Origin of the sequence: Arthrobacter sp. LjRoot14 (genome assembly GCF_964253905.1) — a bacterium.
Taxonomy (GTDB): domain Bacteria; phylum Actinomycetota; class Actinomycetes; order Actinomycetales; family Micrococcaceae; genus Arthrobacter.
Genome location: NZ_CAXURL020000001.1, coordinates 738186 through 764938, shown reverse-complemented (window position 1 = coordinate 764938; position 26753 = coordinate 738186). Strand labels below are relative to the sequence as shown.

The following is a 26753-nucleotide window of genomic DNA, read 5'->3' as shown; positions in this document are numbered from 1 at the left end:
GCGGTTCCCGGCTCCGGAGGCGGGGCATGTTTCGTTTCCCTGCGACCCTCTCTCACTTCCTGCCGGTCCTCCCGCGGCGGATTCAAGTGGTCGTTGCAACACGTCCTAGGCTGCTGATTCTTCCATTATTTGCTCGAGGGCTTGTGCGGGTGTTTTCCAGCCGAGGGTTTTGCGCAGGCGCCCGTTGAGTCCTGCCGCGGCGTAGTCGAGGTCTGCGCGGGTGACGGTGGTGAGGTCCATTCCTTTGGGGAAGTACTGTCGCAGGAGTCCGTTGGTGTTCTCGTTCGTGCCGCGTTGCCAGGGTGAATGGGGGTCGCAGAAATAGACATCTGCACCGGTGGCGATCCTGACGCGGTCGTGGATGCCGACCATCTCAGCGCCTTGGTCCCAGGTCAGGGACCGGCGTAACTGGGCCGGAAGGGTGGGCAGGTTTTCCTCAATGGCGGCCAACACCTGCTCGCCGGTGTGTCCGTTCGGCAGGTGCAGGAGCATCACGAAGCGGCTCCGGCGTTCCACGAGCGTTCCGATCGCCCCGGTGCCGGGAGTTCCGATGATCAAATCGCCCTCCCAGTGCCCGGGCACTGCCCGGTCATCGGCTTCCGCGGGGCGTTCGCTGATCAGCAGCTCCTTCGGGACCCGAGGCCTTCGTGTCCCCGCGCGCCGGTTCGGTTGCCGAACCGCACGGCCGGTGCGCAGGGCCGTGGCAAGCTCGGCTCTCAGCCCGCCGCGGCCCTGGATGTAGATGCACTGATAGATCGTCTCGTGGCTGATGCGCATGCTTTCATCATCGGGGAAATCGATCGGCAGCCGGGCACTGATCTGTTCCGGGGACAACCGTTCCCGGCAGGTCAGCATCCCGCCAACGTAGAGCGCCAGCGCCTCATTGACGGCCAGTTTCCGGGCCTTTGGCCGGCGGGCCAGCTTCTGAGCCCGGTTCTGAGCCGAGGACGCAAGATACGGGCGCTTGCCCTCGTTACGGATGTTCCTGCCCAACTCCCGGCTGACCGTGGACGGGTTCCGGCCCAAACGCCGGCCGATTTCCCGCACACCGCACCCTGCCGCCCGCCACACAGCGATCAACTCGCGCTCATCGAAGGACAAGTACCGCCCGCAAGGGGGCTTCTTCGAAGGATCCACCCCACCATGCTGACGGACGATCTTGCCGGCCGCCGTCGCCGAAAGCCCCGCAACACCTGCCGCCACCTCATCAGACAAACCGGACGACCGTGCGGTCCAGAACGCCCGCACCACCTCACACAACACCTCAGGCCGACCAAAACGTCCCACAACAACACCAATCACTCAGGTGTTGCAACGACCCCTTGAGCCTGCCCGCGACCCTCTCTCACTTCCTGCCGGTCCTCCCGCGACCCTCTCTCACTGCGTTGAAGGAAGTGAGAGAGCGTCGGGAGTTCAGCGGCAGGAAGTGAGAGAGCGTCCCGGGGCGGGGCGGGGCGTTGGTCCGAGGACGGTTCAGAGGCCGAGGATGTGGCGGGCTATTTCGTCGGCGTCGCGGAGCGTCCGCTGGCCGCTGCGATACACCGGCCCCGTCTGAGGCCGCGCCTCCGCACCGATGGCCGTGCCCCACTGCGCTGCGGACAGCTGCAGGCCCAGGACATACAGCCCTTCGGTGACGGATCCGTTGGCGCCCACGGGCCGGTAGGGGTGGGGGCTGACGTCCAGGCCTGAAGTCTCCACCGGAGCCCCCTCCGCCGTCATCATCAGCCGGGGCCGCACCAGGCCGTCGGCCAGGAGCTGCTCCAGCACCGGCGACACATTGACCGAAACCCTGTTGGAGGGAGCAAGGGCCTCGATCATGGCGCGGGCGCGGACCTTTCCGTCCTTGACCCACGGCGAGGCAGCACTGAACGTGCCGGCGGCGCGGTCCAGCGAAAACTTTGGGTCCGGTCCCACGAAACTCACCACTCCGGCCCGGGCAAGCGCCGCAAGCTGCTCCGCCCGGATGGCCGGGGGGCCGCTGGCCAGTCCCTCGACGAACGACTCAAACCAGCCCCGCAGCCCGGCGACCCAGGACTCGTCGGTGATGCCGCCGTCGGCCACCGCCGTTTTCAGCACCGCCCTACCGTGGTGCAGCGCCCCGATGGCCATCTTCACGGGGTCGTCCTCCCCCAGCGCCGAGCGTCGGGCGTCGTCGAGCAGGTAGTCGACGACGGCGGCATCCACTTCCGCTTGAGAGGCGAAGCTGCGGCCGGCCAGGGGCGCCGCCAGGCCCGGCAGGTTCAGGCGCTGGTCCGGCGCCACGTGCTTGGCGACCAGGGCGTCCGCTTCGGCTTCCCAGTGGGAAACGCTGTGGGCGTGGGGACGCATCGTCTCCTGGAGCAGGGCCAGGAACGCGTCCGGCTCGGTGACGGCGTCCGGACGGGTCCGCACCAGCGTGGAGTAATAGGCCCAGAGCGCGTCGCGCTGCAGGAGGGGCCAGAGGTCGTGGTCGAAGCCGGGGGTGATTCCGGCTGCAGCGAACCGTCCGACGGCGGCTTCGGTGCAGTACCGCAGCGTCACTCCGGACGGGTAATACCCCGCCAGATTGGCCTTGGCGCGGTACGGGGTCCCGCGCCGGGACGCCGCAATGATCAGCGGCTCGTCACCGGACGGGATGTACTCCAGCCCGGCCCTCCCCTGCCCCGGTAACGCAGTGCCGTCGCCCTCCGTTGCCACGAACTTCCCGCCGCGGCCCTCGGTCAGCTGGCCCATGACGTCAAAAAAGTTCAGGCCCATGCCCCGGACCAGCACCGGTTCGCCGGCCGGCACCACGGACCAGTCGACGTCGGCGGGCACCGCCGGCGGCAAGTACAGGAGTCCCAGCTGGCCGGCACCCGCCTGCAGTTCGCGCTGTTCGGCGTTGAGCCGGGACTCCAGGTGACCCAGGGCAAGCACCACGGAACCGGCGGTGAGCGGCCCGCCGTCCCCAAGTTCGACGTCGAACATTCCGTTCCCGGCATGCCGGACGGAAGTGGCGGTAGTGCGGTGGAACTGCACGGTGACGCCCTGCGGCAGGTGCGAGAGCAGCTCGTCCAACGTGGAGCTGAGGTAACGCCCGTAGAGCGCACGGCTCGGGAAATCCCGGGACCCAAGGGCGGAAAGTTCTGCCTGCTCGTCCTCGGTCAGCGATGCGTCCGGACTGTCCTGCCGGGCTTCCCGCCACTGGTCGAAGGTGCAGCCGGCCACCGGTGCAGCCAGTTCAGGGTCTTCGGGAATGACCGTGGGATAGAACGACTGGGTGTTCATCAGGTACAGCCGGGACTGGCCGGGCTGCCACACGTGGCCCGGCCCAGCCGGGTAGGGATCCACTACGTCAATGTGGAGGCCCGCAACGCCGTCGGGTCCGGAAGCGGAGGGGTTCCCGAGCCGCCAGTTGGCCAGGAGCCGCTCCAGGACACTGGTGCCGCGGGGTCCGGCCCCTATTAGTACCGTCCGGATGATTTGCGATGTGCCCACGCCCTCCAGAGTATCCGCATGTGACTTGCTAGCTGCGCCCCGATGCTGTTTCGTAGGGCGCATGACCACCACAGCAGCTGATCACCCGCCCGTCTCCGGCGCCCCTTCCGCCGCCGGGAAAGCACCCGAACCGACCGACGAAAACATCTGGCTTGAGGAGATCTACGGCGAGGAACCGCTGGCCTGGGTCCGCGAACAGAACGCCCGCACCGAGGACCTGCTCGAAGACGCCGACTACGCGAGGCTCGAAAGCCGCATCCTGGAGGTGCTGGACTCAACGGACAAGATCGCCATGGTGGGCAAGCACGGCGACTGGTATTACAACTTCTGGCGGGACGGGCAGAACCCCAAGGGGCTGTGGCGCAGGACGTCCTGGGAGAGCTACAAGAGCGGGCAGCCCGAATGGGACGTTCTCCTGGACGTCGACGCGCTGGCGGCTGCCGAAGGCGAGGAGTGGGTTTTCCACGGCGCCAACTTCCTCCGTCCGGCTCCCGGCGAACCGCACCGGCTGGCTCTGCTGGCGCTCTCCCCCGACGGCGGGGACGCCAACCGCTACCGGGAGTTCGACGTCGAGAGCCGGACGTTCGTGGACCCCGCGTCGGGTGGGTTCGACCTGCCCACAGCGAAGGGCAATGCTTCCTGGCTGGACCGGGACACGCTGCTGGTGTCCACCACCGCGGAAGGCATGCCCAAGACCTCCTCGTCCTACGCCCGCACCGCCGTGAAGCTGGCCCGCGGCGGGTCGCTCCCGGCAGCCGAGCGGATGTTCGACATCCCCGAAGACCACATGATGGCCCTGGTGGCCCATGACTCCACCCCGGGGTACGAGCGGACCTTCGCGATGGACTGGATCAGCTTCTTCAACAAGAGCACGTCCGTGCTGCGCGACGGGCAGTGGGTCGTGATCGACGCCCCCACCGACGTGAACCTGAGCGTGCACCGCGAGTGGCTGCTGTTCCGGCCGCAGGGCGACTGGGCCATCGGGGACACGACGTACCCCGCCGGCTCGCTGCTCGCCGCGAAGTTCGAGGACTACCTTGCCGGCAGCCGCGAACTCGTTGTCCTGTTCACACCGGATGCGCACACCTCGCTGCAGTCCTGGAGCTGGACCCGCAACTTCCTCCTCCTGAACCTCCTGCGGGACGTGTCCTCGGAGATCCGCGTTCTCGATCCGGAGCGGCCGGGGACTGATTCCGCCTGGGCATCCAGCCTCCTGGACGCGTGCCCTCCGCTGCACGACGTCAACGCCTTCGCCGTTGACGACGAGGACGACAGCGTCGAGGTTGAGGAGCACGACGACGGTACCGGCGGCAACGTGCCCGTGCCGGAAGGCGAGGCGCCCGGCGCTGGAAACGACTTCTGGCTCGTTGCCACCGGCTTCACCACACCGAGCACGCTCACACGGGGAACCCTTCGCCGCAGCGGCGACGGGGACGTGGTGAGCACCCACGAGGTGGTCCGCACCTCGCCGTCCTACTTTGACGAGGCGGCGTACGAGGTCCAGCAGCACTTCGCCGTATCGGAAGACGGTACCCGGGTCCCGTACTTCCAGGTGGCGTCCAGGGACCTGGTGCTCGACGGCCAGAACCCCACGCAGCTGTCCGGCTACGGCGGCTTCGAAGTCTCCCGCACTCCCGCTTACAGCGGCGCGATCGGCCGGGCCTGGCTGGAACGCAGGACGGACGCACCGGACGCAGGCCAGGGCGCCGCTGGATCCGCCGGCGATGGCGCCGGCAGCCCGACGCATACCCGCGGCGGGGTGTACGTGGTGGCAAATATCCGCGGCGGCGGCGAATACGGCCCCTCCTGGCACCGGGCAGCGCTGCAGGAAAACCGCCACCGCGCCTTCGAGGACTTCGCGGCCGTGGCCCGGGACCTGATCTCCCGGGGAGTCACTTCCAGGGAACGCCTTGGCTGCGTGGGCGGCTCCAACGGCGGGCTGCTGGTGGGCAACATGCTGACCCGGTACCCGGAACTGTTCGGTGCCGTGTCCTGCGGCGTGCCGCTACTCGACATGCGCCGCTACACCAAGTTGTCCGCTGGCCACTCCTGGATCGCCGAATACGGGGACCCGGACGTGGCCGAGGACTGGGAGTTCATCCGGACTTTCTCGCCCTACCACCTCCTCCGCGACGGCGTGGACTACCCCGAAACCTTCATCTGGACTGCGACCTCCGATGACCGGGTGGGTCCCGTGCAGGCACGCAAGATGGCTGCGCGCATGCAGGCCATGGGCATCCCCAATGTGTGGTTCCACGAGGCCCTGGAGGGCGGACACGCCGGCGCTTCCGATAACCGCCAGGCGGCCGCACTGCAGAGCCGGAGCCAGCATTTCCTGTGGCGTTCCCTGGCCGGCCGCTCCGGCAGCTAGCTCCCCGGCTTTCGCCGGCGGCGGTCCCCTGCCAGCCCTGTTCAGGGCGGCTATCCTCACGGTGTGCGGCCGTTTTGCACTGAATGGCCCGTTCTGCGTATCCTTGGTGGGCTAGGAATAGCAATTGGAGACGTGCCAGAGCGGCCGAATGGGCTTCACTGCTAATGAAGTGTGGGGCACAACTCCACCGGGGGTTCAAATCCCCCCGTCTCCGCGTTTGGCCCCGGTCCCTGGACCGGGGCCTTTTGCGTTCCCGGCGTGTTTCCGGGGTGACAGGATGGGCCCATGGCGAACAGCAGCAACTTTGACGCGGTCATTGTCGGTGGCGGACACAACGGGCTGGCGGCGGCGGCCTATCTGGCCCGGGCCGGACGTGACGTCCTCCTGCTGGAAAAGCTTGACCACGCCGGCGGCGCGGCCGTATCCGCCCAGCCGTTCGACGGCGTCGATGCCCGGCTTTCGCGGTACTCCTACCTGGTGAGCCTGCTGCCGCAGGAGATCATTGATGACCTGGGGCTGCGCATCAGGCTGGCCCGGCGCCGCTATTCCTCCTACACGCCGGACCCGGCCAGCCCCGGCCGCGGCCTCCTGATCGACAACGGGGACGCGGCGGCCACGACGGCGTCATTTGCTTCAGTTGGTGCCCCCGCCACTGAGGCAGCGGCCTTTGAACGCTTCTATGCAGAGTGCCGAAAGCTCACCGGTGCGCTATGGCCCACGATGACGTCGCCGTTGCCCACCCGTTCGGCGGCCAGGCAACTCGCTGAGGCCGCCGGCGCCGGTGACGCGTGGGAATCGGTGGTCGAACGGCCCGTCGGCGAAGCCATCACCCGCGGGCTGCACAGCGACCTGGTGCGCGGCGTGGTGCTGACGGATGCCCTGATCGGCACGTTTGCCCGGGCCGGCAGCGCGGACCTGCAGCAGAACATCTGTTTCCTGTACCACCTCCTGGGTGGCGGAACCGGCGACTGGGATGTCCCCATCGGCGGCATGGGGGCCGTTTCCGGCGAACTGGAGCGGGCAGCCCGCGAGGCCGGCGCCACCATCCTGACGTCCGCCGAGGTCACAGGCATCCGTCCCGGCGGCTCGGTGGGCTACCGCCACGAAGGCAGGGAAAGCTCGGCGGCCGCTGATTGGGTGCTGTCCAACGTCGCTCCCGCGGTGTTACACAGCCTGCGGAACGGCGGCGCCGGGGATCCTTCGAACCCGAACCACCGGCGCGAGGGCTCACAGGTCAAGGTGAACATCCTGCTAAAACGCCTGCCGCGGTTACTGGACCGCAGCGTCAGGCCGGAGGCGGCCTTCGGCGGCACTTTCCACATCAACGAGACCTGGACACAGCTGGACGACGCCTACCTGGCCGCCGAACGGGGAATGGTTCCGGACCCGCTGCCCTGCGAAATCTACTGCCATTCGTTGACTGATCCCAGCATCCTCTCGCCGGAACTGCAGGCTTCCGGCGCCCACACCCTGACCGTTTTCGGACTGCATGTGCCGGACAGGCTTATCACCGCGGAGAACAACGAGGCAATGCGGGAACGGCTGCAGGCCGCCGTCGTGAAGTCCCTCAACTCGGTGCTGGCGGAGCCGATCGAGGACCTGCTGCTGACCGGCCCCGGCGGAACCCCGTGTATCGAAACCAAGACCACGCTGGATATCCAGCGCGCCGTGGGCATGCCCCGCGGCAACATCTTCCACGGCGGACTCGACTGGCCTTTCGCGGAGGACGAGGACCCGCTGGACACTCCCGCCCGGCGCTGGGGTGTGGCCACCGACGATCCCCGGATCCTGCTGTGCGGCTCCGGAGCGCGGCGCGGCGGAGCGGTGAGCGCCTTAGGCGGCCACAATGCTGCCATGGCGGTGCTGGAGTCCTAGGCGCCGACGGGGTCCCGGGCACCTTAGTGGCCGCGGGCGCCTTAGTGGCCCCGGGCCGGGCGCCCTAGGGGTTGGCGGCCTTCGGCGCTGCCGAACGCCCGCGGCTGACTTCGGCGCCCGCCTGCCGGTGCAGCGCCAGGCTGTCGGCGGCGCTGAGCAGCATCAGCACTGTGATGGCCAGGAATGCCCCGCGGTAGGGCGCAACGGGGTCGGCACCGAAAGCGCCGGGGGCGGCGAAGAGCCTGAGGAACAGGGCGCCGACGGCGATGCCCGCCCCGGCCGCCAACTGGACGAGGGTGGCCGAGATGGCGTTGGCGGATGGCAGCTGTCCCGGGACGATGTCGGCGTACTGGATCGAAGCGTAGGCCGAGAATCCGATGGAGCGGAACGCTCCGCTGCAGACCAGCAGGGCGAAGATCAGCGGTTCCGGGGTTCCGGCGTCGATCAGGGAGCACAGGGCAAAAGTGGCAGCCGAGGCGAGCGAAGCGAAGACGAGGACAGGTTTGAAGCCGAACCTGCGGATGAGCGGGGTGGTTGCCGGTTTGATGCCGATGTTGCCGATGAAGACCGCTGCCACCATGGCGCCGGCATGGAGCGGATCCCAGCCAAAACCGTCCTGGAACATCAGCGGCAGCAGGAACGGAACCGCGCTGATGGTCAGTCGGTACACGAACCCGCCGGTGGAGGTTGCGCGGAACGTACGGGTGCCAAAGACATTCAGCTGGAAGAGCGGGTTGCTGGTGCGCCGCAGCCACAGAACCGCAGCGGCGATGGATACGAAGCCGGCGGCCACGCTGATTGCCCCGAAGGGTCCGGAGGGGTGAGCCGTGGCAAGTTCGAGCCCCACCACCAAGGCGCCCACGCCGGCCGTTGTCAGCAGCAGCCCCACCCAGTCAAGGCGCCGGGACTGGTCTCCGGCGCCCTGGGGAACAAGGCGAAGGGCTGCTATGAACGCGGCCAGGCCCAATGGAACGTTGATCAGGAAGATCCAGTGCCACGACAGGAACGTGGTCAGCGCGCCGCCCACCAGCGGCGCAAGGACCGGTGCCAGCAGTCCGGGCCACACAAGATACGCCGTTGCCCGGAGCAGGTCCTCCTTGGGTGTCCGGCGAAGCACTACCAGGGTCCCCACCGGCACCATCATCGCGCCGCCGGCGCCCTGCAGGACGCGGCTGACCGTGAGCATGGTCAGGTCCTGGCTCAGTGCGCACAGCAGCGAGGCAATGGTGAACACGGCGATGGCGGCGCAGAATACGCGGCGGGCACCCACGCGCTCCGCCAGCCAGCCGCTGACCGGAATGCCCATGGCCACCGTCATGAGGTAGGCCGTCATGGTGATGTTGACGTCCGCCGGAGCCACGGCGAAATCTCCCGCGATGCTGGGGATGGCCGTGGTCAGCACCGTGCCGTCCAGGAATTCCATAAAGAAGGTCGCAGCCACCAGCAGGGCCAGCCGGGGCTGCCACTCCTGGCGGACCGCCGAAGCGGCGCTGCTCTGGGGTTCGCTCATGGCTCCTGGCCTGGACTCATTCGCCGATCCTATAGGCGTGCCAGGCGCGGTGCCAGAATAAGTCCGCCCCTTACGCGGCGCACCCGGAGGCCCCTACCCGGCCTGTCCCAGCACGAGGGGAAGGACGGCTCCCGCACCGGCACGGCGCAGGGCCCGGCCGGCAACTGTGACCGTCCAGCGGCTGTCCGTGAGGTCGTCAATCAGCATGACGCTCTGCCCCTGGATGCCGGCCAAAGCAGCTTCCAGCTCAGGTCCCACAACGAGACGGTCCCAGACTCCGGCCAGCCGGTAGGCGCTGTTGCCGCCGCGCCCGCCGGTGGGTCCGCCGTGTTCCAGCTGTAGCTGGCCCAGGTACGGTATGCGGCCAATGCCGGAAATGCCGCGCGCCAGGGAGTCGACCAGGGCGGGCTTGCTGCGTGACGGGATACTGACGATGGCTGCGGGCCGTCCTGCCCCGCTCCAGCCGGCGTCGCGTCCGTTCCCGGCGCCCCATTCCCGGAGCACCTGCACGCAGGCCTGGAGCATGGCCGGGTCCACCTCACGGTCCGCTGCACCGGAGGCGAAGATTTCCCGCAGGGCCCCGCCCCAGCCGAGGTCCGTCAGGCGGGCCAGCGCCCGACCTTCGGCGAGGCTCTCATCCGGCTTGATCTTGCCCTTGACGGTCACGCCGAGCCTGTCCATGCCGCTGGGCCACTGCAGCCGCGGTTCCAGTGCCACGCCGGCGCGGCTGAGCGTCTGCCCGGCTGCTTCCGTGGCCGACGCTGAGATGTCTTCCGGGAACCAGCGCCCGGCGCAGTTGTCGCAGCGGCCGCAGGCACGGGCCGTTTCATCGTCCAGGACCGAGGTGATGTACTCCATCCGGCACCCTGCCGTGTCCTGGTAGATCACCATGGAATCCTGCTCGTCCACCCGGGCCTCGGCAATGCGGCTGTACCGTTCGGCGTCGTAAGTCCAGGGCTGGCCGGTGGAGCGCCACCCGCCGCCCACCCGCTCCACGGCTCCGTCCACCGACAGGACCTTGAGCAGCAGTTCCAGCGGTGTGCGGCGGAGGTCCACGCGGGCTTCGAGTGCCACAGTGGACACGGCGGCGCCGGCCTCGGCCAGTGCGGTCAGGACTGCCGCAGCCTTTTCCTCCGATGGCATGGACGCCGTGGCGAAGTACTGCCAGATGTCCCGGTCCTCCGAGCCGGGCAGCAGCAGGACATCGGCGTTTGCAGCGCCACGCCCGGCACGGCCCACCTGCTGGTAGTAGGCCACCGGCGAGGCAGGAGCCCCGAGGTGCACCACAAAGCCCAGATCAGGTTTGTCGAAGCCCATGCCCAGGGCCGACGTGGCCACCAGTGCCTTGACCTGGTTGTCCTTGAGTAACTGTTCCGCCCGTTCCCGGTCTGCGGGATCAGTCCGGCCTGTGTAGGCCAGGACCTCATGGCCGGCTTCGGCGAGCAGCCGCGCGGTGTCCTCGGCAGCGGACACTGTCAGGGTGTAGATGATGCCGCTGCCGGGCAGGTCCGCCAGGTGGGTCAGGAGCCAGCCCAGCCGGTCGCGGGAGTCCTGCAGGCGCAGTACGCCAAGCCGGAGTGATTCACGGCCCAGGGCTCCGCGGATGGTCAGCACGCCGTCGCCCAGCTGCTCCTCGATGTCGTGGACCACCCGGGAGTTGGCGGTGGCAGTGGTCGCAAGCACGGGCACGGTGTCCGGCAGTTGGGTGATGAGGTCCGCGATGCGCCGGTAGTCCGGGCGGAAGTCATGGCCCCAGTCGGAGATGCAGTGTGCCTCGTCAATCACCAGGAGACCGGTGCGGCGGATCAGTTCCGGAAGCTGGTTTTCCCGGAAGGACGGATTGGTAAGCCGCTCCGGGGACACGAGCAGCACGTCCACCTCGTCCGCGGCCAGCTGCTCGCGGACAGTGTCCCATTCGAGCTGGTTGGCGGAGTTGATGGCAACAGCGCGGACTCCTGCCCTGGCTGCCGCTGCCACCTGGTCCCGCATCAGCGCCAGCAACGGCGACACGATGAGCGTGGGGCCGGCACCGCGGCGCCGGAGCAGCAGGGATGCCACAAAGTAGACAGCCGACTTTCCCCAGCCTGTCCGCTGGACCACCAAGGCGCGGCGGCCGCCGTCGACCAGTGCCTCGATAGCCTCGAACTGGCCGTCATGGAAGCTGGCTTCCGGGTGCCCCACCAGCCCCCGCAGCACTTCCAGGGCCTGGTCACGGGTCCCCATTCCACCGGCGGGGAGGTCAGCGGTAGCGGGAAGGACAGCAGCATTCTGGTTATTGGCCATTGATTCAGTATCCCAGCCCCCTCCGACAGCGGCGAAGCCAGGTGCCCGGCCATGTGGACAGACGCGCCCCGCGTCCCGGCCGGCACCGCCCTGACGGCACGCTGCCCGGCGCGCCTACGTAACGCAACCACTCCTCCACAGCCGCTTGGCGCTTCCACGTAAGATGGAACGCGTGACTAGCGACCAGACAAAGACTTTTGACCTTTCGGCATCGTTCAAGGCCTACGACGTGCGTGGCATTGTGGGCGACTCCATTACCGCCGAAATCGTCGAAGCCGTAGGCGCCGCGTTCGTGGACGTCCTGAAGCTCGAGGGCCAGACGGTCCTGGTGGGCGGCGACATGCGTCCCTCCTCCCCTGAGTTCAGCAAGGCATTCGCCAACGGCGCCGCCATCCGCGGGGCCAACGTCCAGCTGCTGGACCTCATTTCCACCGACGAGCTCTACTACGCCTGTGGTGCGCTCAACGCGGCAGGTGCCACGTTCACCGCCAGCCACAATCCGGCCGAGTACAACGGCATCAAGATGTCCAAGGCCGGAGCCCAGCCCATCTCCTCGGAGTCAGGACTGAAGGAAATCCAGGCCCGCGCGGAGGACTACCTCCACGCCGGATCCATCCCGGCCGCTGCCAAGCGCGGCCTCATCGGAGTCCACGATGTCCTGAAGGACTACTCCGAATACCTCCGCAAGCTCGTTGACCTCCGGGGATCCCGCCCCCTGAAAGTGGTTGTCGACGCCGGCAACGGCATGGCCGGCCTGACCACCCCTGCGGTACTCGGCGATGCGATCCTGCCCAAGCTGCCGTTCGACATCATTCCCCTGTACTTCGAGCTCGACGGTTCCTTCCCGAACCACCCTGCCAACCCGCTCGAGCCGGAGAACCTGCTCGACCTGCAGGCGGCCGTGGTGGAACACGGCGCGGACATCGGGCTCGCGTTCGACGGTGACGCCGACCGCTGCTTCGTCATCGACGAGAAGGGCAACCCCGTGTCGCCGTCGGCCATCACCGGAATGGTGGCCCGCCGCGAAATCGCGCGCGCCAAGGCGCAGGGCGAAGAAACCCCCACCATCATCCACAACCTGCTGACCTCCAGGGCCGTCCCGGAGCTTGTGGCGCACGACGGCGGCCGCGCAGTGCGCACGCGCGTGGGCCACTCGTTCATCAAGGCCGAGATGGCCGAGGAAGGCGCCGTCTTCGGCGGCGAGCACTCGGCGCACTTCTACTTCCGCGATTTCTGGAATGCAGACACCGGCATGCTGGCCGCAATGCATGTCCTGGCCGCCCTCGGCGAACAGGACCTCCCGTTGTCCGAGCTCGGCCACGAGTACGAGCCATACGTCTCCTCCGGGGAAATCAACTCCGAAATCGAAGACAAAGCGGGCGCCGTGGAGCGGGTCCGCGCCGCTTTTGCCGGCGAAGACGTCGAGATCGACACGCTGGACGGCAGCACGTTCACGGCACGCGACGGCAGCTGGTGGTTCAACCTGCGTCCGTCCAACACCGAACCGTTCCTCCGCCTGAACACCGAGGCCACGGACCGGGCCACCATGGAACGCATCCGCGACCGCGTGCTGGCCCTGGTCAACGGCTAGGCGGCCCGCATGACGGAACTTCCCGGAACGTCCTGGCGGGACTCGGTGCCCGAAGCCACGGCCACCGACCTGGAAAACCTGTTGGGCACCGGCGTCGGGGCGGCGCAGGAGCAGCTGGGACGCAACGGCGGCTTCCTCCCGTTCGCGCTGGTGGTGGAGAACGACGGCGAGGTGCGCCTCGTCGCCGTTACTCCGGCTGACGCCGAGGACGGCTCGGAGGACGGCTTCGATGCCGACGCGATGATCAGCGACCTCACCGAGCTGCTCCGGCAGCACCGGGACGACTTCCGTGCCGCCGCGGTGGTCTGCGACATCACCCTGCTGGAAGAGGATACCGACGCCATCCATGTCGCGGCCGAGCACCGTGACGGTTCCGTTTTCGCCGCGGTCCTGCCTTACGAACCCAATGCCGAGTCCCACGAATGGGAGTTCGGGCAGCTCGCAGCTGATGCCAACGAGCCCTCCATCTGGGTGGACTAGACCTCCAGTGGGTTGCTGACATGAAAATCAACGCTTTCGCGGACGTAAGCCTGCGCGCCATGATGGTGCTCGCGGCCGCCCCCGACGGCATTCTGCTCACCACGCAGAGCATCGCCGACGCCGTAGGCACTCCCTACAACCATGTCAGCAAGGCCATGGCCAAGCTCCGCGAACTCGGCGTGATCGACGTCGAGCGGGGCCGCAACGGCGGTTCCCGGCTCAATGCGGCCGGGCGCCGGGCCACCGTGGGGCAGCTCCTGCGGCAGCTGAACACCCGCGCAGATCCGGCTGACTGCCACTCACTGAATGGCGACTGCCCGCTCATCAATGAATGCCGGCTTCGCGGCGCCCTCGCGCGGGCGCGGGAGGCTTTTTACCGCGAGCTTGACGACATTGTGGTGTCCACGCTTCCGGGCACGCGCCAGATGGCGCCGGTCTTCCAGGCGATCGGCCTCCGCCCCGGGCTCTGAGGCCCCTACCGATTTGGATATCTTTTCTACGACGTGTAGAACTTAGGTGTAAATACTCGCATTTCAAATACAGGTATTTCTTATCGGTCCGGTTGAAGACCCCGGGCCACTATCTCAGGAGTCAACATGCTCTCGGACAAGTCCTTCCCCGTCATCGAGGCCACCCTCCCGCTGGTCGGTTCCCGGATCGGTGAAATCACCCCCAAGTTTTACGCCCGACTCTTCGCAGCACACCCGGAGCTGCTGGACGGGCTCTTCAGCCGCTCCAACCAGCGCAACGGCAACCAGCAGCAGGCCCTGGCCGGAAGCATCGCCGCTTTCGCCACCCACCTGGTGAACAACCCCGGCACTCTCCCGGAGACTGTGCTCGCGCGCATCGCCCACCGCCACGCCTCCCTCGGCATCACCGAACCGCAGTACCAGGTGGTCTACGAGCACCTCTTCGCCGCCATCGCCGAGGACCTTGCCGAGGTCATCACCCCGGAAATCGCCGAAGCCTGGACCGAGGTCTACTGGCTCATGGCGGATGCGCTGATCAAGCTCGAAAAGGGCCTCTACGCCGCACAGGCCAACGGCGTGATGTGGAGCCCGTGGCGGGTTGCCGCCAAGACTGCCGCCGGCACCGGCTCCATGACGTTCACCCTGGAACCCGCCGACGACACCCCCATCACTCCGGCTCTCGCGGGACAGTACGTGAGCGTGAAGGTCCAGCTCCCGGACGGACTGCGCCAGGTCCGCCAGTACTCGCTGTCCGGCGAGGCAGGCACGAGCCGGATTTTCACCACCAAGAAGGACGACGGCGGCGAAGTCTCCCCCGTCCTGCACAACAACGTCCAGGTGGGCGACATCCTGGAAATCTCCAACCCCTACGGTGAAATCACCCTCAAGGAAGGTGACGGCCCCGTCGTACTGGCCTCCGCCGGCATTGGCTGCACGCCCACCGCCTCCATCCTGCGCTCCCTCGCCGACTCCGGCTCGGACCGCCAGGTCCTGGTCCTGCACGCGGAAAGCGACCTCGACAGCTGGGCCCTGCGCGGCCAGATGACGGACGACGTCGAACGCCTCGACGGCGCCGACCTCCAGGTCTGGCTCGAACGGCCGGTCGCCGGAACCAAGGAGGGCTTCATGTCGCTGCGCGAAGTGGACCTGCCGGCCAACGCCTCGCTGTACCTGTGCGGTCCGCTGCCGTTCATGAAGCACATCCGCAACGAGGCCATCAACGCCGGGATCCCCGCCACGAAGATCCACTACGAAGTCTTCGGCCCGGACATCTGGCTCGCTTCCTAGTCCGTTCCTCCCCTGAGTTTTTGTCCAGATAGAGCGACTTGAGGGGCTATTTGCTCCCGTTATCTGGACAAAAACTCGCAACATGGCAGGGCGTTAATGCACGACGGCGGCGCCGCACCTTCTCTGGGAAGGTGCGGCGCCGCCGTCGTTATGTTTTTGTCCAGCTGGCTAGCTGTGGTCCGCCATGCGTTCCTTCAGTGCTTCCAGCTCGGAGCGCAGCGCCTCGGGCAGGGAGTCACCGAACTTCGCGTACCACTCCTCGATGGAGGCCAGCTCGGCGTCCCATTCCTCGCGGTCGACGCGGACGGCGTCTTCCACGTGGGCGTGGGTCAGGTCCAGGCCGGTGAGGTCCAGCGAGTGTCCCGCCGGCACGAAGCCGATCGGGGTCTCAATGGCGTCAGCCTTGCCTTCGAGGCGCTCGATGGCCCACTTGAGGACACGGGCGTTGTCGCCGAAACCGGGCCACGCGAAGCCGCCATCGGCAGTGCGGCGGAACCAGTTGACCAGGAAGATGTGCGGCAGGCGCTCCGGGTTGGCCTTGCCTGAGACGCTGATCCAGTGCTTCAGGTAGTCCCCTGCGTCGTAGCCGATGAACGGCAGCATGGCCATCGGGTCGCGGCGAAGGACGCCGACCTGACCGGCGGCGGCCGCCGTAGTCTCGGAGGAAAGCGTGGAGCCCATGAAGATGCCGTTGGTCCAGCTCCGGGCCTGGGTCACCAGCGGAACCGTGGTCTTGCGGCGGCCGCCGAAGAGGATGGCTGAAAGCTCCACGCCTTCGGGGCTGTAGTACTCCTCGGCCAGCATGTCGATCTGCGAGATCGGGGTGCAGAAGCGGGAATTCGGGTGGGCAGCCGGCTTGTCCGAATCCGGCGTCCAGGAGTTGCCCTGCCAGTCGGTCAGGTGCGCCGGGGTTTCCTCGGTCATACCCTCCCACCAGACGCCGCCGTCGTCCGTGAGGGCGACGTTGGTGAAGATGCTGTGACCCTTGGCAATGGCGCGCATGGCATTGGGGTTGGTGCCCCAGCCGGTGCCCGGGGCGACGCCGAACAGGCCGGCCTCCGGGTTGGTGGCGCGCAGCTCGCCTTCCTTGCCGATCCGCATCCAGGTGATGTCGTCACCAAGGGTTTCAACCTCCCAGCCCTCGATGGTGGGGTCAAGCAGGGCGAGGTTGGTCTTGCCGCAGGCCGAGGGGAAGGCGGCGGACATGTAGTACGACTTCTTCTCCGGCGAGGTGAGCTTGAGGATAAGCATGTGCTCCGCAAGCCAGCCCTCGTCCCGGGCCATCACGGAGGCGATGCGCAGGGCGTAGCACTTCTTGCCAAGGAGTGCGTTTCCGCCGTAGCCGGAGCCGAACGACCAGATGGAACGCTCCTCCGGGAAGTGGACAATCCACTTGTCCGGGTTGCACGGCCATGCGACGTCGGCCTGGCCGGGGGCCAAGGGGGCGCCCAGGGAGTGCAGGGCGGGAACGAAGAATGCGTTCGTGGCGGTGATCTTGTCCAGCACTTCGGTGCCGATGTTGGCCATGATTCGCATGGAGGCAACCACGTAGGCGCTGTCTGTGATCTCCACGCCGAACTTGGGATCCTCCGCGTCAAGGTGGCCCATGACGAACGGGATGACGTACATGGTGCGGCCGCGCATGGAACCGGCGAACAGGCCGCGAAGCTTCTGCTTCATCTCGGCCGGCGCCATCCAGTTATTGGTGAAGCCGGCATCCCGCTCGTCCTCGGAGCAGATGAAGGTCTGCTCTTCAACGCGCGCCACGTCCGCGGGATCGGAGAATGCGGCGAAGGAGTTCGGGAACAGCTCCGGGTTCAGCCTGGTCAGCGTTCCGGCTTCGACCAGCTCGCCCGTAAGGCGGGTGTATTCCTCTTCCGTACCGTCGACCCAGTGGATGCGGTCCGGCTGGGTAAGTTCTGCAACCTCTTCGACCCATGCCAGCAGGCCAGCATGTGTTGTGGGTGCTTTCTCAAGCAGCGGCAGTCGTGCGAGATCGCCCATTGCGGTTCCCTTCCTCGGGTTCAGTGGTGTGTCCTAAATGCTAGGGCTCTAGACCACTGCACTTTTTGGGTCAGACGTGGGATGTCCGGGCGGCGAAAAAGCAAAAACCGCGGAAAATCAAGGAAGTGGATGAAGCAAATCAGGTCTTTTTGTGAGTAAGGTCACATAGACCGGTCTAGTCATGCACATTACACGCCTTTCGATTTGGAACTCGGCGGCAACTCGCGTAAAGTAATTCGAGGTTCGGGGGTGAACGAAAAACTCCCGGAGCCGAGAATGCGCCCATAGCTCAGCTGGATAGAGCGTCTGTCTACGGAACAGAAGGTCAGGGGTTCGAATCCCTTTGGGCGCACAAAGAAGAAAAGATCCGCACCGGTTCGCCGGTGCGGATCTTTTTTGTTTCAATTTGGTACGCGTGCGCCCGTCTCCGGCCGGGTCCGCCTTCGGCCCGGCCTCGGCGGGCGGCCCCGGTGCAAGCGACCCCGGGGCGCGCTGCCCCCGGGCGGGCTGCCCCGGGGCGGGCTGCCAGCCCTCAGGCGGGCCTACTCGTTTATTGCGTCGTAGATGCGGCGGCGGATGCCGTCGAAATGGCGGTTGAGCCGTTCAGCAGCCAGCGCCTTGTCCCCGTCCGCCACGGCTTCGTAGATGCGGCGGTGGACAGCGGCCGTCTCCGTGAGGTCCTCGGTGCCTGCACCGACTTCCAGGTGGATCTGCCGGTACACCTTCCAGAAAACGGCAAGCAGGCTGATCAGCAGGGCGTTGTTGAGCGGTTCGAACAAGCGCCGGTGAAACTCTGCATCCGCTTCCACGAACGTCTCCCCCGCGGCTGCCAGTTCCTCCATCCGGACCACGGATTCCTCAACGGCGGCCAGTTGGCCGGACGTCATGGTGTCCATGGCGCTCCCGATCAGGCCTGATTCGAGCGCCTGCCTGACATCCACCAGTTCCAGCGCTTCCCCTCCCTTGTGGCGCAGCGAGAGCCTGCCGCGGAAGGTCAGGCCGTCGGCCAGGGCATCAAAGTTGCTGGGCGCCACAAACATGCCGAACCCGTGCCGGATCTCGACAACACCGAGCGCTTGGAGGACTTTGAGCGATTCACGGAGGGTATTGCGTCCCACGCCCAGGGCCAGAGCCAGTTCGTTTTCCGTGGGGAGCGGATCGCCCGCTTCAAGTTCACGCTCCAGGATGAGCTCCATGATGTCCGCCTGGAGAGCGCGGAGCCGCGCCTGGGCGCTGAAGCGCGCCTGCGAAGCGACGCCTGGTGTTGTCATGGGTTCCCCTAACCGAGAGTCCTGAACCACCGTACGGAGTGGGTCACAGCAAACAATATTGGATGTCCCACCTTCTGTTAAGCGCCCGCGCCAAACACGGCCCCGATTCCCTGGGCCGCCTCCTGTGGTTTCTTGCCGCAGGCCGTGCCGCCGCCGGGCGTAGTCTGGTGCCATGACGGCCAGAGTTGAACGCGAATTCGATGTCATTGTGATCGGTGCCGGAGCCGTGGGGGAAAACGTCGCGGACCGGGTGGTCCAGGGCGGGCTCACCGCGGTCCTGATCGAGGCGGAGCTGGTGGGCGGCGAGTGCTCCTACTGGGCCTGCATGCCGTCCAAGGCCCTGCTCCGACCCGGGACCGCCCTCCACGGCGCGCAAACGGTCCCCGGGGCCGAGGAGGCGGTCACGCGCACCCTGGATGCCGCGGCGGTCCTAAAACGCCGGGACTACTTCACGTCCAACTGGCAGGATGACAGCCAGGTCAAATGGGTGAAGGACACCGGAATCGAACTGATCCGCGGCCGCGGCCGTCTCACCGGCCCGCGGGCCGTCGAAGTAGCCGGGCGGGACGGCGTCAGCTACCTGCTCTCGGCGAGGCACGCCGTCGTGCTTTCCACTGGTTCGGCACCCACGGCGCCGCCGGTTGCAGGCCTGGCGGGGCTGGACTACTGGACCACCCGCGAGGCCACGTCCGCACGAAGCGTCCCGCAGAGCCTGGCGGTCCTCGGCGGCGGGGTGGCCGGCACCGAACTGGCGCAGGCCTTTGCCCGTCTGGGTTCCACGGTGACGCTGATAGCCCGCGGCGGGCTACTCAGTATGTACCCCAAGGACGCCACAAATCTGGTGCTGGCCGGCCTCCGGGCCGACGGCGTGGACGTCCGCCTCAACACCGGCACGGAGCGGGTCAGCAGGAACGGGGACGGCTCCTTCACTGTGGCCCTGGCCGACGGTGACAGCATCCGGGCTGAGCGGCTCCTCGTCGCCACCGGCCGCCATCCCGCACTGGACGGGCTGGGGCTGGAAACCGTGGGACTTGGCGCCGCGGACGGCAAAGTGCCGCCGCTCCGCACGGATACCACCGGCCTGGTTGAGGGCATGGACGGCGCCGGCCAGGGCGACGACGGGAACTGGCTCTACGCGGTGGGGGACGCCGCAGGCAAAGTCATGCTGACGCATCAGGGCAAGTACTCAGCCCGCGCCACCGGGGATGCCATCGCAGCGCGGGCCAAAGGAGAGCTGCAGGGTTCACCGAAGCCGTGGAGCCGCTTCGCCCAGACGGCCAACGATCACGCCGTGCCCAACGCGGTGTTCACGGATCCTGAGCTGGCCAGCGTGGGCCGGTCGGCGGAGCAGGCACGGAAGGACGGCTATAACGTGTCCTCGGTGGAGCTTCCCATCAGCGTGGCCGGGTCCTCGCTGCATTCCGAACATTACGAGGGCTGGGCCCAGCTGGTGGTGGACGAGGACAGGAAGGTGCTTCTCGGTGCCACCTTCGCGGGGCCGGACGTTGCCGAGCTCCTCCACGCCGCCACCATCGCAGTGGTGGGCGAGGTGCCCCTGGACCGGCTGTGGCACGCGGTGCCGTCCTACCCCACCGTCAGCGAGGTGTGGCTGCGGCTGCTTGAGGAGTACGGCCTCTGACTGGTTGATCACACTCGACCCGGCCTATTTGAACTGACCGGTCAGTTTAGTTAGCCTTGATGCAGACACCACTGCGAAAGGCTTCCATGCTCTCGGTTCGACAGCTTCATGTGAAAGGCCGGCGGGATGATTTGCTCCCGCCCACTTCACTCCAGGCACGGCGCGGCGAGCTGGTACTGGTTTCCGGGGCCCGCCAGGACCAGAGGACCGCTCTGGCACTGACCCTGAGCGGGCGGATGAAACCGTCTTCCGGTGAGCTTCTCTGGGACGGCGAGGCTAAAACGAAGCGCCTTCGCTCTGCCAGCTCGCTCGTGGACTCCCCCGGGGTCAATGAGCCCGAACAACACCTGAGCGTGCGGGACCTCGTCACGGAGGACCTCGCCCTGATCCCGCGGCGCTACCGTGGCGCCCTGCTCAGCACACCGTGGCTCAAAGTCAACCGTTTTGAGGACATCGCCGGCCTGTGGGCGGAACAGCTGGCCCCGGCCAGGCGCATTGAACTGCTCACCGCCCTATCGCTCGCCAACCCGCACACCGACCTTCTCGTGGTCGACTCCCCCGACCGCCACAGCGCGGCTCCCGCGGACTGGCTGCCGCGGCTCCAGGAGCTGGCGTACGACGGCGGCCGGCCCCTCGCCGTCGTCGCCACCGTCGCTGCCCTCCCGGACCACTGGACGGGCCCGGCCGCCGAGATCGGCAACGCCGTCCCCCGCCCTCCCCTCGACAAGAGTTTTTGTCCAGATAACGCGGGCAAAACGGCCCAGAAGTCCCTTGATGTGGACAAAAACTCCAGTCCCGAAACCGAAACAGAGGACGCAAAGTGACTGTGCTGCGGCTGGCCCGCTCCGAACTCAAGCGCATGACCGGCGGGCTGCTGCCCAAGCTGACCATTCTTGCCCTGACCATGGTGCCCCTGCTGTACGGGGCGGTGTACCTGTACGCCAACTGGGATCCGTACAGCAACCTGGACCAGATCGACGCCGCGCTGGTGGTGGAAGACACCGGTGCAACCTCCAGCGACGGAACGCAGCTGCAGGCGGGCCGGAAGGTGGCGGACAGCCTCATCGACGGTCACGTGTTCAACTGGCAGTCCGTGGATTCCGCCGAACAGGCCGACCAGGGAGTCAGCAGCGGCAAATACGCCTTCGCCCTGAAGATCCCGAAGGATTTCTCCGCCAACCTGGTGTCACCCGGCAGCTTCGACGCCGCCAACCAGGCCATGCTGAACGTGACCACCAACGACGCCAATAACTACTTGCTAAGCACCATCGTGGACAAGCTGACCACTGCCGTCCACTCGAGCGTGGCCAAGGAAGTGGGCGAGGAAACCGCCAACCAGCTGCTCACCGGCTTCGGCACCATCCACACGCAGATGGTCAAGGCGGCTGACGGCGCCGGCCAGCTTTCCGACGGCGTGAGCGAGCTCCACGACGGCACCGTGGCCCTGCACGAGGGCACCTCGCAGCTCAGCAGCGGTGCCGGCGAACTCTACAGCGGCCAGCTCAAGCTGCGCGACGGCGCCAACCAGCTGAACAACGGCGCGGCACAGCTCAGCGACGGACTCGGCCAGCTCACGGACAAGACGGCCTCCCTGCCCGCCGATTCCCGGAAACTGGCCGACGGCGCTGCACAGGTTGCGGCCGGAAACGCCACGCTGAACACCAAGGTGCAGGACGTCGTCGGGCAATTGGACGCCGCGGACCAGGGATTGCGGAACCGCGTGGTGGAGTCCAACGGCAGGCTGATGGCCGCGGGCATCATTACCCAGGCCCAGGCGGACAGCATCCTCAAGGACTTTGACGCAGCTGCGGCATCCGGGCCGGTGGCGGACGCCAAGGCAAAAATCCAGTCCGACGCCGCACAAATCCAGCAGCTGGCGGACGGTTCGGCCGCGGTGAGCGCCGGCGCCGCCAGGCTCGCTGCGGCCACGCCCGCCCTGACCGGCGCCATCGCCCAGGCGTCTGCGGGCGCGGACCAGCTGCACACCGGGACTTCCGCTTTGGCCGCCGGCGAGCAAAGCGCCGTGGACGGCACCGCGAAGCTCGCCGAAGGTGCCAGGACGCTCGACGGCGGCGCGGCGCAGCTTGAGGACGGCGCCGCCACGGCCGCGGGCGGAGCCGGCACTCTGGCCTCGGAACTCGGCAAGGGCGCCGGCCAGGTGCCCAATCCCGATGACGCCCAGAAGAACAGCCTGTCGAAGGTCATGGCCGATCCCGTGGCTGTCAGCAACGTCTCACAGGCCAAGGCAGGGTCCTACGGAGCCGGCCTGGCACCGTTCTTCCTGACTCTGGCGCTCTGGATCGGCATCTTCATGCTGATCCAGGCCATGCGTCCCGTCACCCAGCGGGCGCTGGCTTCCAACGCGCCGTCGTGGAAGATCGCCCTGGGCGGCTGGCTGCCGTTCCTGGCCGTCTCCGTTGTCCAGGCCAGCCTGCTCACCCTGGTGGTGGATGTGGCCCTGGGCCTCAACCCCGCGCATCCGGTGCTGATGTGGCTGTTCATGCTGGCGGCCGCAATGGCCTTCAGTTCCATCATCCAGGGCATCGTTGCCTTGCTTGGCTCCCCCGGAAAGCTGGTGGTGCTGATCCTGCTGGTGCTCCAGCTGGTGTCCTCAGGCGGCACGTTCCCCTGGCAGACGACACCCCAGCCCCTGCACGTGGTGCACGAAATCCTCCCCATGGGCTACGTGGTGACCGGCATGCGGCACCTGATCTACGGCGCGGACCTGTCCATGATCCTGCCTATCGTGGCGGGCCTGCTTGGCTACACTGTGCTGGGGGCCGCGCTGTCAACGCTGGCCGTCCGCAAGCACAAGTTCTGGACCCTGAAGTCCCTGAAACCGGAGATCGCCGTATGAGCATGCAGGAAGCCGGCGAAAAGAAGCTCCGCCCGGCACGTACCAATGCCACCAAGCAGAAGCTGTTCGACGCTTCCATGGAGCTGATCGGCGAGCGCGGCGCGGCCGGCGTCACCGTGGATGAGATCGCCGCTGCGGCCGGCGTCTCCAAGGGGACTGTGTATTACAACTTCGGCAGCAAGTCCGACCTGATTGCCCAGCTCCTGCGCCACGGGGTGGACATCCTGCACGCCCGGCTGTTGAGCGTGCAGGACTCCTCCGCCGATCCGCTGGCCGCCATGGACGAGATGATCGGCCAGGCGATGGACTTCATGGCGGAGTACCCGTCCTTCGCCAGGCTCTGGGTCAGCGAAAACTGGCGGACCCCCAGCGAATGGCAGGACACCTTTGCGGAGCTCCGGGGCCGCCTGCTCGCCGTGATCGGCGGCGCGATCGAGGGCGTCGCCGCACGGTACCCCGTCGACGAGTCCATCTCCCGGGGCAGCCTGGAGACTGCCATCTTCGGCGCGTGCTTCGTGGTGGGACTGGACCGCCAGACCTACAACCCTGAACGCACCCGCGAACAAAGCGTCGCGGCCATTATGGCAATCATGCGTGGCTACGTCCGGAAGTAGCCCGCATCGGGGAAGATAAGTCACATGCGCCACATGGGTAACAGCGGACGGATAGCCATCGCAGCGGCCTGTGCCGCCGCGGGGCTCCTGGTGCTGACCGCGATAACGCTCGAAGAGGCCGTGCTGTTCACGTTCCTCGGGGCGGTGGCCGTGGGCTACCTTGCCTGCGTCATCCAGGTGGTGGCACGGGGACGCCACCTTGCCCTGCTGACGGGCGGCATCGGCACCAGCCTGTTCATCGGGTTCACCATCGCGTTCCTGCGCATGTGGGGCCTGGCGTTCACCGCGGAGGCGGATTCACTGGGTGCGGCGGTGACAACCCGGGACTCCGACATCTACTTCTACCTCGCTGCAGTGTCCGGCGCGGGGACGCTCCTGGTTCTGTTCGCCGGGGCGGTATGGCCGGCCGGAAAGCGCCTCCGGTCCGGACGCAGCCAGTCCGGACGCAGTCAATCCGGACGCAGTCAATCCGGACGGCGCAAGCCCGCGGCAGCCAGGCGGCCGGCGGCCAGACCGGCGCCCCGCCCTTCCGCAGGGACCACCTACGGGCGTGTTCCGGCGTCGCGATCCGGAGCGGTCCGTACCCCCGCGGCCAAGCGGCCGGCGTCGTCTTCGGCCAAGTCCGCGGTCCCTCGTGCGGCCCGGCCGGCACCCAAGTCCGCCGCACCCAAATCCGCGCCCAAGCCGGCGGCCAAACCCTCACCCACGTCCCCGGCGAAGGCTACATCGCGTCGCTGAGCATGCCATCGCCTTTGGCCGGGTGTGGCGCCCTGCCGGCCCGGCAGGAGGACGGCGATTGCCACCCCGCCCAGCAGCAGGAGTCCGCCTGCCATTTCGGCCGGTGAAGGCACCTCGCCCAGGACCAGCCACGCCGTCGTCATGCCCACCACAGGGACAAGCAGCGTAAACGGAACCACGGCGGACGAAGGATAGATTCCCAGGAGCCAGTTCCAGATTCCATAGCCCACCAGGGACCCCAGGACGGCCGTGTAGATCGCACTCAGAATGGTGACCGCCTGCAAGCCTGCGAGGGTGCCGCCCACGGCGGCCGGCCCGTCGATCAACAGGGACAGGCCGATCAGCGGTAGCGGAACCACTGCACCGGACCACACCACAAGGCCCAGGCCGGACGACGCTTTGGCCTGCCGGGCGACGATATTGCCGGCCGCCCAGGACAGTGCAGCAGCCAGGACGATGAGCAGGGGAAGGACCGGGGCGACCATGCTGCGGCCGACCGCCACCACCGCGAGTCCGACCACTCCGAGGACGACGCCGGCAAACTGCCTCACGCTGGGACGCTCACCCAGGATTCCCGCCGCAAGGAGAACAGTCAGCAGCACCTGGGCTTGCAGGACAAGCGAGGCGAGCCCTGCGGGCATGCCTAGCGCCATGGCCAGGTAGAGGAGGCCGAATTGTCCGGCGCTCATGAAGAGGCCGACGCCGACGATGGCCCGCCAACTGACGTCCGGCCTGCGGATGAAGAAGATCCACGGAAAGACGACCAGAACGAAGCGCATGGCAACAAAAAGCAGCGGCGGCACCTCCGTGCCGTTGGCGTGCAGGCCAAGGTCGATCGCAACGAAGTTGGCGCCCCACAGGACTGCCACAAGGACCGCGAGGGCGGAATGGCGAAGGTTCATGCTCCGTGCTGCCGGTTCAGTGCTGGGACGTCAAAGGATGAGGTTTCAAAGATTCCGCGGGCGCTCTCCCGGCGTCCCGTCCGCGCCGCGATCAGGCACGGCGTCCTGCTCGGCAGCGTCGCGGTCGGTGACGTCACGCTGGGCAGCGTCGCGGTCGGTGACGTCACGCTGCCGTGGTGCGCCCGGTTCAGTCGCGGCTGGTCCGGTATGGCCGGGTTCTGCGGTGTTTGGAACTGCCGTGCCCGGGGCTGCGGTGCCAGGGGCTGTCGCCGGCACGTTGTCCCCGCGACCGCGGGTTCCAGCTTCTGCACGCGTCTGCGGCTGCGCAGGAACGGTTTCGTCGTGCCGGTCGGCGTCATGGCGGTCGGCTGTGACGACGTCCGGATCAACCTCATCGGCCTTGCGGAGCTGCTCCTGCGACGCGGCCCGCACGCGCTCGGCTTCCGCCTGCTTTTCGCGGGCGTCGCGGCGCAGGCGCTCTGCCTCGACCTCGGCCTGCTTGGCATCGGCTTCGGCGCGGGCCGCTTTGGCCTCGCGATCCCGCGCTCCGAGCTCGTCGGCTTTGGCTTTTTCACGCATTTCGGCGGCCCGGTTCCTGTCCGCTTCCACCTTGCGCCGCCGGTTGAAGAAGAGCACCGCTGCGATGATCGCAATCACCACAACGACGCCGATAATGATCCCCACAAGCTGTCCTGAGTCCACGATGATCTCCTTCTAACCGGGGCCGCTGACGAATATCTCCAGTAAACATCACAAACCCCGTGCTGACCATGAACACGGCGGCAGATGGGGCAGGAGTCAGGTGCAAGGGGCCGCCGCGGTCCCCCCAGCGCCCTTAGTGCGCCCGGGGCACCTTGAAGTGCGTGAGCCGGGCATCCTGGCCGTCCAGTTCTGCCCAGGTTTTGTCGGTTTCCAGCACAGTCAGGCCGCTGGTGGGAAACCGGGTGGCGGCGTCCATGTAGGCGTCATGGTTGGAATCGCGCGACGCCAGGTGCATGGCAAGATCCTGGACGCCGGGCATATGGGAGATCACCATCAGCGTCGTCACGGTATCCGGGACGTGGTTGATGACCTTCAGCATGCGCAGCGCGGACGCGCCGTAGAGGCCGTCTTCAAGTTTCGGCGTCGGGGCTTTGTCGCCTAATTCCGCGCACACCCAGGTGCACGTCTGCCGCGTACGCAGCGAACTGGAGCAGAGGATGAAATCGGGAACCACCCCGTGTTTGAGCAGCCATTTCCCGGCCAGGGGAGCCTCACGGTGCCCGCGTTCCTCCAGCGGGCGCTCATGATCGGGCACTCCTCCGGGCCAGTCTGCCTTGGAGTGCCGCATGAGGATCAAACGCCTGATGTGATGCTCGCTCATGCCCCAATCCTAGTGCGGCGGCCCTGCCCCTCAGGTCACGGC

At 67.2% G+C, this 26753-nt stretch carries 20 protein-coding genes and 2 tRNA genes; 12 read left to right on the top strand and 10 right to left on the bottom strand.

Features of this window, described 5'->3' with window-relative positions:
• Nucleotides 1-105 precede the first annotated feature (105 nt).
• Both ACSQ12_RS03640 and ACSQ12_RS03635 read right to left on the bottom strand, forming a co-directional pair.
• Nucleotides 106-1302 (bottom strand): IS30 family transposase, encoded by a 1197-nt coding sequence (locus tag ACSQ12_RS03640; RefSeq protein ID WP_436064372.1) that lies wholly within the window; start codon nucleotides 1300-1302, stop codon nucleotides 106-108.
• Nucleotides 1303-1473: 171 nt separating this feature from the next.
• A complete protein-coding gene (locus ACSQ12_RS03635; RefSeq protein ID WP_436064371.1) occupies nucleotides 1474-3456 on the bottom strand; it encodes an FAD/NAD(P)-binding protein in 1983 nt (660 codons plus the stop codon).
• Nucleotides 3457-3517: 61 nt separating this feature from the next.
• Between ACSQ12_RS03635 and ACSQ12_RS03630 the strand changes: the two genes are divergently transcribed.
• The 3 genes from ACSQ12_RS03630 (at nucleotide 3518) to ACSQ12_RS03620 (ending at nucleotide 7702) form a co-directional block, all read left to right on the top strand.
• Nucleotides 3518-5827 carry a prolyl oligopeptidase family serine peptidase gene (locus ACSQ12_RS03630; protein ID WP_436064370.1) on the top strand — a complete coding sequence of 770 codons (2310 nt, stop codon included), beginning with the start codon at nucleotides 3518-3520 and terminating at the stop codon, nucleotides 5825-5827.
• A gap of 126 nt (nucleotides 5828-5953) precedes the next feature.
• Nucleotides 5954-6041, top strand: a tRNA-Ser gene (locus ACSQ12_RS03625).
• Nucleotides 6042-6112: 71 nt separating this feature from the next.
• A complete protein-coding gene (locus tag ACSQ12_RS03620; protein ID WP_436064369.1) occupies nucleotides 6113-7702 on the top strand; it encodes a phytoene desaturase family protein in 1590 nt (529 codons plus the stop codon).
• A 64-nt stretch (nucleotides 7703-7766) separates the two neighbouring features.
• On the opposite strand, the gene ACSQ12_RS03615 is transcribed toward ACSQ12_RS03620, so the two are convergent.
• Both ACSQ12_RS03615 and ACSQ12_RS03610 read right to left on the bottom strand, forming a co-directional pair.
• Nucleotides 7767-9212, bottom strand: coding sequence for an MFS transporter (locus ACSQ12_RS03615; protein ID WP_436064368.1), 1446 nt, complete (start codon nucleotides 9210-9212; stop codon nucleotides 7767-7769).
• Between the two features lie 93 nt (nucleotides 9213-9305).
• Complete coding sequence (locus ACSQ12_RS03610; protein ID WP_436064367.1) at nucleotides 9306-11495, bottom strand: RecQ family ATP-dependent DNA helicase; 2190 nt, start codon at nucleotides 11493-11495, stop codon at nucleotides 9306-9308.
• Between the two features lie 172 nt (nucleotides 11496-11667).
• On the opposite strand from ACSQ12_RS03610, the gene ACSQ12_RS03605 reads away from it, so the two are divergent.
• The 4 genes from ACSQ12_RS03605 to ACSQ12_RS03590 all read left to right on the top strand — a co-directional run bounded on the left by ACSQ12_RS03605 (nucleotide 11668) and on the right by ACSQ12_RS03590 (nucleotide 15323).
• Nucleotides 11668-13086 carry a phosphomannomutase/phosphoglucomutase gene (locus ACSQ12_RS03605; protein WP_436064366.1) on the top strand — a complete coding sequence of 473 codons (1419 nt, stop codon included), beginning with the start codon at nucleotides 11668-11670 and terminating at the stop codon, nucleotides 13084-13086.
• Nucleotides 13087-13095: 9 nt separating this feature from the next.
• Nucleotides 13096-13566: a hypothetical protein gene (locus ACSQ12_RS03600; RefSeq protein ID WP_436064365.1), complete on the top strand. Its 471-nt coding sequence runs from the start codon at nucleotides 13096-13098 to the stop codon at nucleotides 13564-13566.
• 20 nt (nucleotides 13567-13586) lie between these two features.
• Entirely contained in the window at nucleotides 13587-14036 is a 450-nt protein-coding gene (locus tag ACSQ12_RS03595; RefSeq protein ID WP_436064364.1) for an RrF2 family transcriptional regulator, read from the top strand.
• A 126-nt stretch (nucleotides 14037-14162) separates the two neighbouring features.
• Nucleotides 14163-15323, top strand: a complete 1161-nt coding sequence (locus ACSQ12_RS03590; protein ID WP_436064363.1) for a globin domain-containing protein — start codon at nucleotides 14163-14165, stop codon at nucleotides 15321-15323.
• 168 nt (nucleotides 15324-15491) lie between these two features.
• Here the strand turns inward: ACSQ12_RS03590 and ACSQ12_RS03585 are convergent, their stop codons facing one another.
• Entirely contained in the window at nucleotides 15492-17327 is a 1836-nt protein-coding gene (locus tag ACSQ12_RS03585) for a phosphoenolpyruvate carboxykinase (GTP) (RefSeq protein WP_436064362.1), read from the bottom strand.
• A gap of 278 nt (nucleotides 17328-17605) precedes the next feature.
• Here ACSQ12_RS03585 and ACSQ12_RS03580 point away from each other — a divergent pair.
• A tRNA-Arg gene (locus tag ACSQ12_RS03580) sits at nucleotides 17606-17679 on the top strand.
• A 190-nt stretch (nucleotides 17680-17869) separates the two neighbouring features.
• Here ACSQ12_RS03580 and ACSQ12_RS03575 read toward each other — a convergent pair.
• A complete protein-coding gene (locus tag ACSQ12_RS03575; protein ID WP_436064361.1) occupies nucleotides 17870-18598 on the bottom strand; it encodes a FadR/GntR family transcriptional regulator in 729 nt (242 codons plus the stop codon).
• Nucleotides 18599-18770: 172 nt separating this feature from the next.
• Here ACSQ12_RS03575 and ACSQ12_RS03570 point away from each other — a divergent pair, with 172 nt between their 5' ends.
• From ACSQ12_RS03570 to ACSQ12_RS03555, 4 genes are all read left to right on the top strand, one after another.
• Nucleotides 18771-20237 carry a dihydrolipoyl dehydrogenase family protein gene (locus ACSQ12_RS03570; RefSeq protein ID WP_436064360.1) on the top strand — a complete coding sequence of 489 codons (1467 nt, stop codon included), beginning with the start codon at nucleotides 18771-18773 and terminating at the stop codon, nucleotides 20235-20237.
• 86 nt (nucleotides 20238-20323) lie between these two features.
• A complete protein-coding gene (locus ACSQ12_RS03565; protein ID WP_436064359.1) occupies nucleotides 20324-21061 on the top strand; it encodes an ABC transporter ATP-binding protein in 738 nt (245 codons plus the stop codon).
• Nucleotides 21058-23094 carry a YhgE/Pip family protein gene (locus ACSQ12_RS03560; protein ID WP_436064358.1) on the top strand — a complete coding sequence of 679 codons (2037 nt, stop codon included), beginning with the start codon at nucleotides 21058-21060 and terminating at the stop codon, nucleotides 23092-23094. The genes ACSQ12_RS03565 and ACSQ12_RS03560 overlap by 4 nt, the downstream gene beginning before the upstream one ends.
• Nucleotides 23091-23708, top strand: a complete 618-nt coding sequence (locus tag ACSQ12_RS03555) for a TetR/AcrR family transcriptional regulator (RefSeq protein WP_209747396.1) — start codon at nucleotides 23091-23093, stop codon at nucleotides 23706-23708. The genes ACSQ12_RS03560 and ACSQ12_RS03555 overlap by 4 nt, the downstream gene beginning before the upstream one ends.
• A 155-nt stretch (nucleotides 23709-23863) precedes the next feature.
• Here ACSQ12_RS03555 and ACSQ12_RS03550 read toward each other — a convergent pair whose 3' ends face one another.
• The 4 genes from ACSQ12_RS03550 to ACSQ12_RS03535 all read right to left on the bottom strand — a co-directional run bounded on the left by ACSQ12_RS03550 (nucleotide 23864) and on the right by ACSQ12_RS03535 (nucleotide 26711).
• Complete coding sequence (locus ACSQ12_RS03550; RefSeq protein ID WP_436064357.1) at nucleotides 23864-24043, bottom strand: hypothetical protein; 180 nt, start codon at nucleotides 24041-24043, stop codon at nucleotides 23864-23866.
• Between the two features lie 207 nt (nucleotides 24044-24250).
• Nucleotides 24251-25348 (bottom strand): EamA family transporter, encoded by a 1098-nt coding sequence (locus tag ACSQ12_RS03545; protein ID WP_436064356.1) that lies wholly within the window; start codon nucleotides 25346-25348, stop codon nucleotides 24251-24253.
• A 45-nt stretch (nucleotides 25349-25393) separates the two neighbouring features.
• Nucleotides 25394-26050 carry a hypothetical protein gene (locus ACSQ12_RS03540; protein ID WP_436064355.1) on the bottom strand — a complete coding sequence of 219 codons (657 nt, stop codon included), beginning with the start codon at nucleotides 26048-26050 and terminating at the stop codon, nucleotides 25394-25396.
• A 133-nt stretch (nucleotides 26051-26183) separates the two neighbouring features.
• Nucleotides 26184-26711 (bottom strand): SixA phosphatase family protein, encoded by a 528-nt coding sequence (locus ACSQ12_RS03535; protein ID WP_209747399.1) that lies wholly within the window; start codon nucleotides 26709-26711, stop codon nucleotides 26184-26186.
• Nucleotides 26712-26753: the final 42 nt, after the last annotated feature.